Here is a 12,889-nt window from a genome sequence, read left to right on the forward strand (position 1 = left end):
GAAAACAACGTCAGATCAGGAAGTAGAACGACCGCAACAAGCGCCACTGCCGCGCAAGCGGCTTAGTCCAGGAGCCCATATTACCGATGCTGCGCTTTGTCCAAATGTCCACTGTGTTGGTTGTGGTCTAAAACCCTTCGAAAAAACTTTTGATCTATTCTTGCCACAAACGATCTCCGCCACACCCTAAGCGATAGTGTAATAACTATGGCCAATCTGCGTAGCTACCCACCTGTGCAGCCTTTTCTTCCCATCCTTGCTGTCTGCTTGCGCGCCGGAATGATCCAGGTGGAACCCCAACTTCAGCTTTGAAGAACGCGCTGAATTGTGAGGTGCTGCGAAACCCCAGATGGTCAGCAATCTGATCAAGTGTTTGATGAGAACGTTGCAGAAGTGCCTGCGCCTCGAACGTCAGGCGATCCCGGATAAGGCGCTGCGGAGGTTTTCCCAACGTACGCGTGCAAATGTCATGCAGTCGGTCCGGCGAAACATCTAATTCTGTCGCGAATCGATGTACGGGCCAGCGTTGGCGCAAATGTGCTTCTACAAGGTGGCGAAAGCGTTCAAGCGTCAAATTTGCAGACTTATAGCTCTGATCCTCTATCATTTCATTCACCCCAGCACGCCAAAGTGACACAAGCATGATCCGGATTTGCGCCTCTATCACGGTCTCCATGCCTGTTTGTCCAGCGTCCAATTCCTTAAAAATCGCATCAAAACAAGTCGAGATCGTTTGTGCGATGTTAGGTTTTGCGGTCAGGCCGAGCGTGAATTCCCGTGCGGACATGAGACGCAGGGCTGCTGCTTCTGGCTTGTGCCCGATCGCATTGCTGAGGGTCGCATCACCAAGCGTCATGATAATGCCGTTGCTCCCCGCTTTTGCTTTAATCCGAGTGTCAGACGATTTAGGCCCCCAATTGATTGCAGGCCCAACAATCATCTCTTCGCTGTCGGCCTTGATGCGAAGCGCATTGCCTGACAGCACCATGATACATTGAACCGTTCGGCCGGGAAAATCTACTAACCCCCCAACAAAGCGGTCGTCCAGACCACTGCGAAACACATCCGTATGGACCGTTGCGTGATGTGCTGTTGGGTGGGCAAGCTGATCAAACGTAACTCTCATTGCCAGATATTGACACTAAAATGCCAGATATCAATATTTTGTAGAAAATTCTTTTGGCTATAGTTCATTGGACGGGACGCAGAGCGCTCCGACTGCGTGGACTTCGGGAGGTTCGTTCACGCAGGAAAAAGGGGAGCTATTGTTGCAACTTCAGGCGTCAGAACTTAATCTGGTTTCCGGATCTGATCATTGGGCCATTGCAGTTGATAGTGCGGTGAACTCAGCAGCAGCGGCTTTCCCTGTTTGGTCACGTATGCCGGTCGCAGAGCGCGCTGTGATCCTGCGAACAATGATGGATGTACTGGATGCTCGTCGCGAAGAATTCTACGATCTGGCAGCGAAAGAAGTTGGCGCGTCACATGCATGGACGTCGTTTACGATTGATCTTGCGATTGGCATGCTTGCCCATGTTGTAAGCCTTGCCCCGGCGCTGGAGGATAGCGAAGTTGTTGATCCTCAGACAGGCAAACGCTCGATCATACGCCGCCAACCGGCTGGTGTGGTTTTGGGCATGGTGCCGTGGAACGCGCCGATTGTGCTCGGGGTGCGGGCTGTCGCAGGTGCTTTGATGTGCGGCAATACGGTTGTGATGAAGGGGTCGGAACATTGCCCCAAAACGCACCAGCATTTGGTGGATGTCCTCAATGGCGCAGGGCTGCCCGATGGTGTTCTCAAGTGTGTCGTCAGCGATCCGGAGGATGCGCACGACACAATGGCGCAACTGATTGCACATCCTTGCATTCGGCGGATCAACTTTACCGGCTCGACCCGTGTTGGCCGCGATGTTGCGATGGAGGCGGCGCGCTACCTGAAACCGGTGTTACTTGAGCTGTCCGGCAAAGCGCCCTTGATCGTTCTGGAGGACGCCGATCTGGATGCGGCTGTAGAGGCTGCTTGTTTCGGGGCCTTTTTCAATCAGGGCCAGATTTGCATGTCCACCGATTGGATTATTGTGGTTAAATCTGTCGCTGATGCATTTGTCGCCAAATTGCAGGCCCGGACGGCCCAAATTAAGGCAGCTGATCCGGTCGCGGAAATCGCCACTCTTGGGCGTTTGATTTCGGCAGATGCCGCCAAACGTGTGAATGACCTTATCGAAGATGCCGTTTCAAAGGGTGCGTGTCTTTTGGTTGGTGGGCAAATCGATGGCTGCGTGATGCAACCCGCATTGCTGGACGGCATTGCTGCAAATATGCGGCTTTATCGTGAAGAAACATTCGGTCCTTTGGCCAGCATCATGCGGGTTTATGACGCCGAAGAAGCCGTCTCAATCGCCAATGATTCTGAATTTGGCTTGAACGCTGCTGTGTTCACCCGCAATCTGGATCGCGCCCAAGCCATCGCTGATCGGCTTGAATACGGAGTTGTACAGATCAATGGACCGACCGTCCATGACGACCCTGCAATGCCTTTTGGTGGCATGAAGAATAGTGGCTATGGGCGCTTTGGCGGCGAACAGGCCATCAATGAGTTTACCGAACTGCGTTGGATCGCAACCCACCAAGCGGGACACACACCAACGCTTTGAGACCAGATGGGCATATGCCCAAACGACCAATTGCAAAATGGAGGAAACGCAATGAACCGCAGACCATTTTTGAAACTTGTCAGTGCTTTGACAATCGCAAGCGCCTTGGTGGCAAGTGCTGCCAGCGCTGATACAATCCGCATCGGTGCGGTTGCACCAAAGACTGGCCCGCTAGCTGGTGGTGCGACTGTCACGCAGTGGCCATCGATATATCTTTGGGTGGATCAGGTGAACAAAGCGGGCGGGCTCACCGTTGACGGCGAACAGATGATGATCGAACTGATTGAATATGACGATCAGACAAACCCTGGCGAGACGATCAAAGCCGTTCAGCGCCTTGCAACACAGGACGACGCGCACTTTATCATCGCCCCTTATGGCACGGGCCTGAACCTTGCTGCGGCGCCCTTGTTTGATCGCTATGGCTATCCCCAGATCGCGGTGTCTGCGATCACCGATCAGCAGGCCGATCTATCTGACAAATTCCCGAATATGTTCTTCACGCTGGGCACAACGACAGCGCTTGCGGCCGATGTCGTCAAAGTTTTGAGCGACATGCGCGATGCGGGCCAGATGGGCGATAAAGTTGCCATGGTAAACGTGGCGGATGCCTTTGGGATCGAACTGGCAACTGCTGCAAAACCTCTGTTCGAAGGAGCCGGCTTCGAAATCGTTTATGAAACATCCTACCCACTTGGCACGCAGGACTTGTCGCCTGTGATCAAAGGGGCGGCGGCGGCTGAACCTGATGCCTTCGTGGCATGGTCCTATCCGCCCGATACGTTTGGTCTGACCGAACAAGCGATGATTGAAAATCTCGACGTCAAAGCGTTCTATACAGCCGTTGCCACGCCATTCCCGGGCTATGGTGCCCGCTTTGGTGCTGCGGCTGAGGGCGTGTTGGGTGCCGGTGGCGTAAACCCTGAAAGCCCCGCTTTCATGGAATATGCAGCCGCACATGAGGCCGTCACAGGATCTAAGCCCGACTATTGGGCTTCTGCGACGACCTACGCGTCGCTTGAAATCCTCGCCCAATCAATCGAAGCAGTCGGTCTGGACCGAGCAGATGTAACGGCGCATCTCAAGGAAAGCACCTTTGAGACGATTCTGGGCCCGATCAGCTTTGACGAAAACAACTCCAACGCTGATTTCTGGACCGTGGGTCAGTGGCAAGGTGGCGTGTTCAAAGGTGTCGCATCTCGCGGCCGCGACGGCACGGTGCCTGTCATCTTGAAAGACGGCTGGGAGTAATCTCAAACGGGGCGGCATACCTGCCGCCCCAATCCATACGACAAAGGAACCACCCCCTTGGACATTCTGATCACAGGTATCTTGCTTGGCGGCACCTATGCGCTGATTGCGATGGGTCTAAACCTGCAATACGGCGTTGCGCGGATCATGAATCTGGCCAACGGCGAAATTCTGGTGGCAGGCGGGTACTTTGCGTTTATCGCTTATACTTCCACACAGCTTAGTCCGATCCTGACGATCTTTCTGGTCGCCCCTCTGGCCTTCGCGCTGAACTGGCTGATTTACCGCGTGATGCTTCAACCTTTGGTTAACCGTGCCAAAAACCGCGGGCAGTTGGAGACGGACAGTATTCTTGCCACTTTTGGACTGTCTTTCATCGGCGTTGGCCTGATGCTGAGCTTTTTTGGTGGAGACTACTTTTCATACAGTTTCATGGCCGTTCCTGTTGAATTACTTGGCAGTACTTACGGCGCGAACCGCGTGCTGTCATTTGTGATGGCCGTCCTGATGTGCGGTGCACTTTATGTATGGCTCAATTGGTCGCGCGCAGGTCTGTCGATCCGCGCGATTGCAACGGCCCCGGCGTCTGCGAGATTGGTCGGTATTGACGTCAAACACCTCTCGGCGCTGGCCTTCGCGCTTGGAGGCGCGGTGACGGCAGTGGGCGGTGCGCTGATCTCAACCTACTTGACACTGGATGCATCAACGGGCGTGGTCTTTACTCTTAAAGCGTTGATCATCGTGATCATGGGAGGTGTTGGCGACGTACGCGGTACCATCGTCGCCGCCTTATTACTTGGCATCCTAGAAACGGTTGTGGCCAGTCTGCTTGACCCCGGCCTGACGCTGGCTGCGGCCTACGTCATGTTCTTGGGCATTCTGTTGTTCCGCCCCCAAGGCCTGTTCGGAAAGAAACCGACATGAGCCTGACCGGAACAGATATCCGTAACCTTTTCCTTGCCGCTTTGGCTCTTACGATATGCGCTCTGCTACCGTTGGGCGACAACGGCTATTGGCTTGGACTTGGTGTGACCATTGCGATGTTTACGGCCCTTGCGACGTCATGGGCGTTGTTCTCGGGGCCAACCCATTACATCAGCCTTGCCACTGCCGCCTTCTTTGGCGTCGGAACCTATGTGACAGGCCTTGGCATCGACAACCTCCCATTCTGGTCCTTGGTCGGCCTTGCTGGTTTGATCGGAGCCATTCTTGCTGCACTTGTCGGTCTTGCAACGCTTCGCCTATCTGGCGTCTATTTCGTGATATTCACGCTAGGACTGGCTGAGCTGGTCAGACAAGTTATCACCTGGGTACAGAACAACACAGGCCAGAAAGGGCTTTATGTCCTGACCGATCTGGATGAGGCAGGCATCTATTGGTGGCTGCTCGGCCTTTGCGCAATCGTCTTTCTTGCGGGCTGGCTGATTGGACGCTCACGCCTTGGTTTTGCATTGCGGATTATCGGTGATGATGAAACCGTCGCCGCCCATTCGGGCATCAATACCGCCCGCGCCAAAGTGCTCCTGTTTATGGTGCCGGGGGCCGTGGCCGCTATGACAGGCGCGATCCTTGCGCCGCGATATGTCTATATTGAACCCTCGCTTGCCTTTGCGCCGATCCTTTCTTTCCAAGTCGTCATCATGGCACTTTTGGGCGGTGCCTCGCGGCTTTGGGGGCCACTCGTTGGGGTCATTCCTTTTACGTTCTTGCTAGAAGCTGTGTCATCCAATTTTCCAAACCAGACCACATTGGTGATCGGGGTCGCATTCTTGGTTATCGTTTACCTGCTGCCAGGTGGCTTTGTCGGATTACTGAATAAGATTATGCACCGCATCAACACAAGAGAGAGATTCTAGCATGGCAACGCCAGTCCTTTCCTTGCGCGGTGTAACCAAACGTTTTGGCGGCCTTGTCGCAGTGAACGCCATGGATTTTGACGTGGCCGAGCGCGAGGTCGTCGGATTGCTTGGACCAAACGGGTCCGGAAAATCAACCACGTTGAACCTAGTATCTGGTGCGCTGCCGCTGACCGCTGGTGATATCTCGCTTTGGGGGAACCGGATCTCAGGCCTGCCGGCTCAAACGATCAACCGGAAAGGCGTCAGCCGGACCTTCCAATTGGTGCGGCTCTTGCCGTCTATGAATGTGCGCGAAAACGTTGTTGCTGGTGCTGTTTTTGGACACCGCCGTCGTTGGGGGCACGAGGCGCATGACCATGCGGACCAGCTGTTGGAAAAAGTTGGACTTGGCGGCAAAGGCGACATGGCTTTGGGCCAACTCACCTATATTGACACCAAACGCGTCGAACTTGCCCGCACTCTTGCCAGCGATCCCAAAGTGCTTTTGCTAGACGAATGGCTGGCAGGTCTGAACCCGACCGAATTGCAGATCGGGATTACCCTGATCAAATCCCTGCGTGACGAAGGCCGCACCATTATTCTGGTAGAACACGTCATGGATGCGATCCGCTCCTTGTGTGATCGCTGTGTCGTCATGGCTGCGGGCACCAAAATCGCCGAAGGCACGCCGTCACAGGTGTTGTCCGACAAAGAAGTCATCCGCGCTTATCTGGGGGACGACGATGCTTGAACTCTCAAACATTACCGTGCGTTATGGCCAGCACCGCGCCTTGGAGAATGCCTCGGTCAAAGTGGAAAAAGGGGAGATCGTCGTCATCCTTGGGGCCAATGGGGCGGGAAAGTCGACACTGCTGAAGGCAGCTAGTGGCATTTGTGAAGGCGCGGTTGACGGCTACATTCGTCTTGATGGCACCAATCTTGCCGCGCTGTCTGCCAACAAGATCGTAGACGCGGGACTTGCGCTTGTTCCCGAAGGGCGCGGTGTTTTCCCCGATCTGACGGTGAGTGAAAACCTGACCCTAGGGGCTTATGCCTCGCGTGCCCGCGACGATGAAAAATCGACACTTGATCGTGTCTATAGCCTGTTTCCAAAACTCTCCGAGCGTACCAAACAAATCGTCGGCACCATGTCAGGCGGTGAACAGCAGATGGTCGCCATCGGGCGGGCAATGATGTCAAACCCGACGATCCTGACGCTGGATGAACCGTCGCTCGGGCTGTCGCCACTCTTGTCAAAAGAGCTGTTTCAAAATCTTGCGCGGGTCCGCGACCTTGGCATTGGGGTCTTGATGGTGGAACAAAACGCCAAGCAGTCGCTGGCCATTGCCGATCGCGGCTATCTCATCGAGAACGCCCATGTGGTGCATGAAGATACCGCCGAAAACTTAATGCGTGATCCAGCGGTTCAGGCGGCTTATCTGGGTGTTGGCAGTAGCGACGAGGCCACGCCAGAGTCAGAAGTAGAGATGCCCGAAACCGTGGTACAGACATTCGCAATCAAGCCGCGCAGTCAGAAAACGCAATCGGCTAATGCTATCTTGGGCCGATCAGTGGATGATCTGGTTGCTGCAGCCGCCAGTCAAAGCGTGCAAAGGCGCCCCTCTCCGACGCAGACCCCAAGCGCCTTCATTCCGCAAGATCGCCTTGCCGCCACACTGGTCGAGATTGAACGTAGCGCCGTGAATGCACGAAACCGCTCAAAGCCAAATCCACTTCAAAGTCAATATTCGGCTCCGCCCGCCGCTGACCGCGAAGCAGAACCAAAACCCCGCCCCATCATTGAAGTTTACCGCGCCCCGCGCGTCGAAGTGTACCGCCGCCAACCGGACGGCAGCGGTTTTGAAAGGAAATAGGATGCTTGATACGGCGACACAGATCAAAGGCATGTTTATTGGAGGGAACTGGATATCTTCAGGCTCTACGTTTGACGATATCAATCCATCAACGGGCGCCGTTTGGGCCCATATTCCCGAAGGTGGTCGCGCGGAAGCGCGCGAAGCCATTGCGGCTGCTCAATCTGCCTTTCCTGCATGGTCAAAATTGCATTTTCAGGACCGTGCTAAAATTTTACTTAAGGCCGCGGACGTTTGGGAAACCCGCAAAATGGACTATGTCGCCGCCGCCCAAGCCGAAGGCGGTGGGTGGTTTGGCAAGGGTATGTTTGAGGCGGGCTACGTGCCCGACGTGTTCCGCGCTGCAGCTGCCATGTGTTATAATGCTGTTGGTGAAATGCTGCCCTCGCAACATGGCAAAGTGTCGATGGTTGAACGCGTTCCCATGGGCGTTGTCAGTGTGATCAGCCCGTGGAATATGCCGGGTATTCTAACCGCGCGAGGCTTTGCCTTTCCGCTGGCTGCGGGCAACACAATCGTTCTGAAACCTTCTGAAGATACGCCCTATGCTGGCGGGCTGTATTTTGCTGAAATCATGGAAGAGGCAGGTATCCCAAAAGGGGTGTTCAACGTCGTGACCTGCTCACGCGACCGTGTGTCCGAGATGGGGGATGAACTGGTCGAGAACCCGATTGTGAAGGGCATCTCGTTCACAGGTTCGACCCCTGTTGGTCGCCAGATCGCGGCCAAGGCCGGAGCGCATCTGAAAAAAGCATGCGTTGAGCTTGGCGGGAAAGACAGCCTGATCGTTTTGGAAGACGCGGATATGGATCGCGCGACCTCAGCCGCGAGTTTTGGAAGCTTTATGCACCAAGGCCAGATATGTATGTCCGTCGAGAAGGTGCTGGTCCACGAAAGTATCTATCCCGACTTCCTGCGTCAGTTCGTTGCCCGTGCCGCGAAACTGAAAACCGGCGACACGGCGGATCAGGCCAATGTGATCGGACCGCTTATTAACGACAGGCAGGTCGAGCGGGTGAAGTTCCAAATTGAAGACGCACTCGCGAAAGGGGCAAAGGCTGTGCTGGGCGGGCGTGTTTGGGATCGTTTTGTGGAGCCCACGATTTTGACAAATATCACCCCTGACATGGCGGTCTGGCAGGATGAAACCTTTGGGCCTGTGGCGGTAGTCGTGCCTTTCAAAACCGATGCCGAGGCTATCGCGCTGAACAACGATACGGAATACGGGCTGAGTTCGGGTATCATCACAGCGGATGAAAATCGTGCGCTCGAGATGTCGCGCAAGCTCGAAACGGGGATGTGCCATGTGAATTGCTCGTCCGTGAATGACGAACCGCATGTGCCTTTTGGGGGCAGCAAAGCATCCGGCGTTGGTAAACATGGGGGCAAATGGTCGATGGAAACCTTTACCGAAACGCGCTGGATCACGCTTGACCGTGGTGGGCGCCCATTCCCACCAGTGTTTTAAGATGAGCTGGGAACGCGCACCCTTGTTGAAGGGCAAAACCATACTTGTTACTGGCTCCGCTTCGGGCATTGGCTTGGAAACAGCTCGGCTTTGCACGGCCATGGGCGCAAAGGTTTTGGGTGTCGATGTTACCAAGCGGTTTGACCACGTCGAGGAGTTCTACCGCGCTGATTTGACCGATGGAGCTACGATTGATGCGCTGATTGATGTCCTGCCCAAGGGGATCGACGGGATTGCAAATATCGCAGGGCTGCCACCGACGGCACCTGCCGATAAAGTGCTCGCTGTGAACCTTTTTGGACTGAAACACTTGACGCTTGGCCTGCTGCCAAAACTCAACGACGGGGCCAGCATTGTGAACTTGGCCTCGCTTGCTGGGTTTGGCTGGTCGGACGCAATTCCGGCTATCCTTGCCAGCGAAGGTGTTCATGTAGATGACGCTACGCGCTTTGCGGCTGAGCATCAGATCACGAATGCAGGCGGTCGCAGCTACTTTTTTTCCAAAGAAGCGCTGATTGCTTGGACGATGCAAAACCGCTGGACGTGGCGTGATCGGGGTATCCGGATGAACACGGTGAGCCCGGGCCCCGTCGATACGCCCATTTTAAGTGATTTCTTGGAAACGCTTGGCGCGCGGGCCGAAGAAGATGCGCGTATTATGGACCGCCCGGGCACACCGCAAGACCTTGCACCAATCGTTGCGTTCCTGCTGTCAGATATGACGACATGGATCCGCGGCACGAATATTCCCGCCGACGGCGGTATGTCATCAAACATCCTGTGCGAAATGCACGGGCTGTCATCATAAGGGAGGCCAAATCATGTCTGCACTGGCTTGGATTATAATTATTCTCATCGCCGCCGCGGTGATCATCGCTTTATCGGCGTCCTTTTATCAACGCGCAACGAACGAAGTTGCCCTCGTACGCACGGGCCTTGGCGGCAGGCGCGTTGTCATCGACGGTGGCACCTTGGCGATCCCTTTCTTTCACGAGATCAACCGCGTGAATATGCAAACTTTGCGCATGGATGTCGCTCGATCAGGGGAATCCTCATTGATTACCAAAGACCGGTTGCGGGTTGATGTAGGCGCGGAATTTTATGCTAGCGTGACGCCAAATGATGATGCGGTCACACGTGCAGCGCAGACCTTGGGCAAGCGGGTATTCCAACCTGATCAACTCAAAAGCTTGATAGACGGCATGATGATCGACGCACTGAGATCCGTCGCCGCGCAGATGACAATGGATGAACTACACGAAAACCGCGCTAGTTTCGTCAAACAGGTGCGTGATGCTTTGGCGGACACGCTTGCGAACTACGGGCTGCAATTGGACTCTGTATCCCTCACCGCGCTTGACCAGACACCTTTTGCGTCGCTGGATGAAAACAACGCGTTTAACGCTGTCGGAATGCGAAAACTGGCCGAGGTGATTGCAAAATCAAAGAGAGAGCGTGCTGAAATTGAAGGAGACAGTCAGGTCAGTGTCGCTCGCTCAGCAATGGAAGCCGAACGGCGCAAGCTAGAAATCAATCTTGATCAACGACGCGCTGAAATCGCTCAGACACAAGAAGTCGAAACTCTGTTGGCTGCCCAGCTATCCGAAATCGCCGCGCGAAAGGCAGATAGCGAGCGGTCTGCCGCCCACGCCCGCATTCAGATGGAACAGGACATCGCGTCTGCCGATATCGCCAAGGAGCAAGCGTTGCGCACGGCTGAAATTGCCCAAGCAAGCGCTCTAGAGGTGGCCGAACAAGACCGTGCGATTTCCTTTGCGGCAAAGTCGCAGGAAGAAAGCCGCGCCCATGCGGAAGCTGACACCGCCCGTCTTGATGCTGTCAAAGCATCTGAGGCCGTCCAAACTGCCCGCCAAATGGCCGAAGCCGAACGGCGCAAGGCCTTGGCGCTGATCGCAGCTCAAGAACAGGCCGAGGCGACAGCCGCGCGTGCCAAGATCACGGCGGCTAGCGACAAAGCGACAGCCGCGGACAAAACAGCCGCAAAACGCGAAGAAGCCCAAGCGTTCAAGGCTATGAAGCTTGCCGAAAGTGAAGCTAACCTTGCCCATATCGAAGCAGAAAATGCACGCTCTGAAGCACAGGTGGCTATGGAATTGGAACTGGCCCGTCTTCAGGCGCTTCCAAAAATTATTTCGGAAATAGTGAAGCCCGCTGAGAAGATCACTGGTATTTCCATCAATCAAATGAGCGGCCTGGATCGGGCAAGCGGAGGGGGGTCAACGTCGCCGGTCAATCAAACCGTTGATGCCATCATGGATATGGCCGTGTCTTTGCCTGCTCTGCAAAAACTCGGCGAAAGCATAGGTGTAAATGTTGATGCGACCTTGCCTAAAATGGCCCCAAAGCCAAAAGATGATCGATCTTGAAGCACCTAAAGAGCTAACCACAAGCAATGTTCACGATCTCATGCGGCCAGCAGAGTTGCACGGCGACCAAGACTTGTTGCGAAAGGCGTAGATCAGCGTTGCGAAACGCTTTTTGGATTGAACTTCCGTTTGCTCGCTTGCGACGAACCGGAACTTTGTCTCGCAAAGCCGATGGCACCTGCCATTAAACTGAAACCGAGCAATGGCCGTTTTGTTTAAGGTTTTTCGATGCGGGCCTGAGCGTGATTTCTCCTCTTGGTGCGACGGTGGCCCGCGTTGGGAAACATGACTAGGAGGAAGCCGTGGGGTCTGGGTTTGCCCTATGGGGAAAGCGCGAAGTCGGTTCTTCCGAGGGCACTTCGAATTGGTGGTCCTTTGCGTCATGCGCTGAGAATTGATGCGCTTGCGCTTGTTTTGTGGGGTGCTTTGTCTCAATTTCGAACGCACCAAGTGCTGTTACTGCCCGTTTATGCAAACCGATATCAGCGCTGAACGCGATGCCGTTCAGAGAATAGTCGTTGATTGGTGGCGTGCGTCTCGTCATGCGGCTGCCTTTCTGGGTGGTGCGCGAGATTGCGGTTTCTGGCCGCGCCGGAAAGTCTCGATGATGCGCATCGCGTCACCGCAATCGGGGCATGGTTCTCGCAGTGTGAGAGGGATGACCTCGGTGACTGGCGCGTCCGTTGGTTCAGGTGGCTGGACGCCGAGTAAGATCCGAACCTTTGCTATATTGGCCTTGCGGGTTGCACTGGCGAGCAGACCATAATGACGGATGCGGTGGAACCTGTCCGGCAGCACATGGATGAGAAAGCGGCGGATGAACTCAGATGTGGAAAGGCGCATGACGCATCGGCGGTCGCCGTTTTTGATGCGATAATCTTTCCACTGGAACGCGACGGTATTGGCATCGGCACTGATCAGGCGGCTATTTGAGATTGCGACGCGATGGGTATACCGGCTGAGATAAGCCAGCACGGCCTCGGGTCCACCGAAGGGTGGTTTGGCATAAACCACCCATTCTATTTTGCGGAATGGTGCCAGCCAGGCGATGAAGGTATCAGCTTCACTCAACCCAGCCAGATCGCCGTAGAAGCTGAGTTCACCCGCACGGTGCAAAGCCAGCAGCCCCTCAATGAACAGACGTCGGAACAATCGCGACAACACCCGAACGTGCAGAAAGAACCCAGGCTTGCACGCGATCCACGTCTTGCCATCGAGCGACAGCCCTCCGCCCGGAACGATCATATGAATGTGCGGATGATGAGTCAGCGCCGACCCCCAAGTGTGCAGAACGCTGGTCATGCCAACCTTCGCGCCGAGGCGTTTGGGATCGGCGGCGATGGTCGTCACTGTTTCTGCCGATGCCTTAAATAGCTGGCCATAGACGGCGCGCTTGTTCCAATATGCGATACGGGCG

13 protein-coding genes are annotated in these 12,889 nt (G+C 55.1%); 10 read left to right on the forward strand and 3 right to left on the reverse strand.

Annotated features, from left to right (window positions below; translation table 11 throughout):
* Positions 1–190 (forward strand): hypothetical protein (locus PFRI_RS21440; RefSeq protein ID WP_217653397.1); only part of this gene is annotated, 190 nt, incomplete at its 5' end.
* A gap of 15 nt (positions 191–205) precedes the next feature.
* Here PFRI_RS21440 and PFRI_RS00080 read toward each other — a convergent pair.
* On the reverse strand, positions 206–1,126 hold the full coding sequence (locus PFRI_RS00080) for a helix-turn-helix domain-containing protein (protein WP_084649535.1): 921 nt from the start codon (positions 1,124–1,126) through the stop codon (positions 206–208).
* Positions 1,127–1,268: 142 nt separating this feature from the next.
* On the opposite strand from PFRI_RS00080, the gene PFRI_RS00085 reads away from it, so the two are divergent.
* From PFRI_RS00085 to PFRI_RS00125, 9 genes are read left to right on the forward strand one after another with little or no spacing between them, the layout of a single operon-like run.
* Positions 1,269–2,654 carry an aldehyde dehydrogenase gene (locus PFRI_RS00085; RefSeq protein ID WP_072628746.1) on the forward strand — a complete coding sequence of 462 codons (1,386 nt, stop codon included), beginning with the start codon at positions 1,269–1,271 and terminating at the stop codon, positions 2,652–2,654.
* A gap of 51 nt (positions 2,655–2,705) precedes the next feature.
* On the forward strand, positions 2,706–3,905 hold the full coding sequence (locus PFRI_RS00090; RefSeq protein ID WP_072628737.1) for an amino acid ABC transporter substrate-binding protein: 1,200 nt from the start codon (positions 2,706–2,708) through the stop codon (positions 3,903–3,905).
* Positions 3,906–3,962: 57 nt separating this feature from the next.
* The gene (locus PFRI_RS00095) at positions 3,963–4,829 is read left to right on the forward strand and encodes a branched-chain amino acid ABC transporter permease (RefSeq protein ID WP_072628738.1); all 867 of its coding nucleotides are present in this window, start codon (positions 3,963–3,965) and stop codon (positions 4,827–4,829) included.
* Entirely contained in the window at positions 4,826–5,761 is a 936-nt protein-coding gene (locus PFRI_RS00100) for a branched-chain amino acid ABC transporter permease (protein WP_072628739.1), read from the forward strand. Before PFRI_RS00095 ends, PFRI_RS00100 begins: the two co-directional genes overlap by 4 nt.
* 1 nt (position 5,762) lies before the next feature.
* Positions 5,763–6,494 (forward strand): ABC transporter ATP-binding protein, encoded by a 732-nt coding sequence (locus PFRI_RS00105; protein ID WP_072628740.1) that lies wholly within the window; start codon positions 5,763–5,765, stop codon positions 6,492–6,494.
* Complete coding sequence (locus PFRI_RS00110) at positions 6,487–7,617, forward strand: ABC transporter ATP-binding protein (RefSeq protein ID WP_072628741.1); 1,131 nt, start codon at positions 6,487–6,489, stop codon at positions 7,615–7,617. Before PFRI_RS00105 ends, PFRI_RS00110 begins: the two co-directional genes overlap by 8 nt.
* A gap of 1 nt (position 7,618) precedes the next feature.
* The gene (locus PFRI_RS00115; protein WP_170124889.1) at positions 7,619–9,085 is read left to right on the forward strand and encodes an aldehyde dehydrogenase family protein; all 1,467 of its coding nucleotides are present in this window, start codon (positions 7,619–7,621) and stop codon (positions 9,083–9,085) included.
* A gap of 1 nt (position 9,086) precedes the next feature.
* Positions 9,087–9,893: a coniferyl-alcohol dehydrogenase gene (locus tag PFRI_RS00120; RefSeq protein ID WP_072628742.1), complete on the forward strand. Its 807-nt coding sequence runs from the start codon at positions 9,087–9,089 to the stop codon at positions 9,891–9,893.
* Positions 9,894–9,906: 13 nt separating this feature from the next.
* Positions 9,907–11,472, forward strand: coding sequence for a flotillin family protein (locus PFRI_RS00125; RefSeq protein WP_072628743.1), 1,566 nt, complete (start codon positions 9,907–9,909; stop codon positions 11,470–11,472).
* Between the two features lie 289 nt (positions 11,473–11,761).
* Here the strand turns inward: PFRI_RS00125 and PFRI_RS00130 are convergent, their stop codons facing one another.
* Together PFRI_RS00130 and PFRI_RS00135 are read right to left on the reverse strand one after the other, a co-directional pair.
* Entirely contained in the window at positions 11,762–12,016 is a 255-nt protein-coding gene (locus PFRI_RS00130) for a hypothetical protein (RefSeq protein ID WP_072628744.1), read from the reverse strand.
* Positions 12,013–12,889: IS91 family transposase (locus PFRI_RS00135; protein WP_072628745.1), on the reverse strand; the 877-nt coding region annotated here is incomplete at its 5' end. The genes PFRI_RS00135 and PFRI_RS00130, both read right to left, overlap by 4 nt.

This window comes from Planktotalea frisia (genome assembly GCF_001890925.1).
Taxonomy (GTDB): Bacteria; Pseudomonadota; Alphaproteobacteria; order Rhodobacterales; family Rhodobacteraceae; genus Planktotalea; species Planktotalea frisia.

Bases quoted from the DNA above. Each gene is read 5' to 3' on its own strand.
- PFRI_RS00080 (WP_084649535.1), bottom strand. From the start codon at position 1,126: ATGAGAGTTACGTTTGATCAGCTTGCCCACCCAACAGCACATCACGCA.
- PFRI_RS00090 (WP_072628737.1), top strand. From the start codon at position 2,706: ATGAACCGCAGACCATTTTTGAAACTTGTCAGTGCTTTGACAATCGCA.
- PFRI_RS00100 (WP_072628739.1), top strand. From the start codon at position 4,826: ATGAGCCTGACCGGAACAGATATCCGTAACCTTTTCCTTGCCGCTTTG.
- PFRI_RS00105 (WP_072628740.1), top strand. From the start codon at position 5,763: ATGGCAACGCCAGTCCTTTCCTTGCGCGGTGTAACCAAACGTTTTGGC.
- PFRI_RS00110 (WP_072628741.1), top strand. From the start codon at position 6,487: ATGCTTGAACTCTCAAACATTACCGTGCGTTATGGCCAGCACCGCGCC.
- PFRI_RS00115 (WP_170124889.1), top strand. From the start codon at position 7,619: ATGCTTGATACGGCGACACAGATCAAAGGCATGTTTATTGGAGGGAAC.
- PFRI_RS00120 (WP_072628742.1), top strand. From the start codon at position 9,087: ATGAGCTGGGAACGCGCACCCTTGTTGAAGGGCAAAACCATACTTGTT.
- PFRI_RS00125 (WP_072628743.1), top strand. From the start codon at position 9,907: ATGTCTGCACTGGCTTGGATTATAATTATTCTCATCGCCGCCGCGGTG.
- PFRI_RS00130 (WP_072628744.1), bottom strand. From the start codon at position 12,016: ATGACGAGACGCACGCCACCAATCAACGACTATTCTCTGAACGGCATC.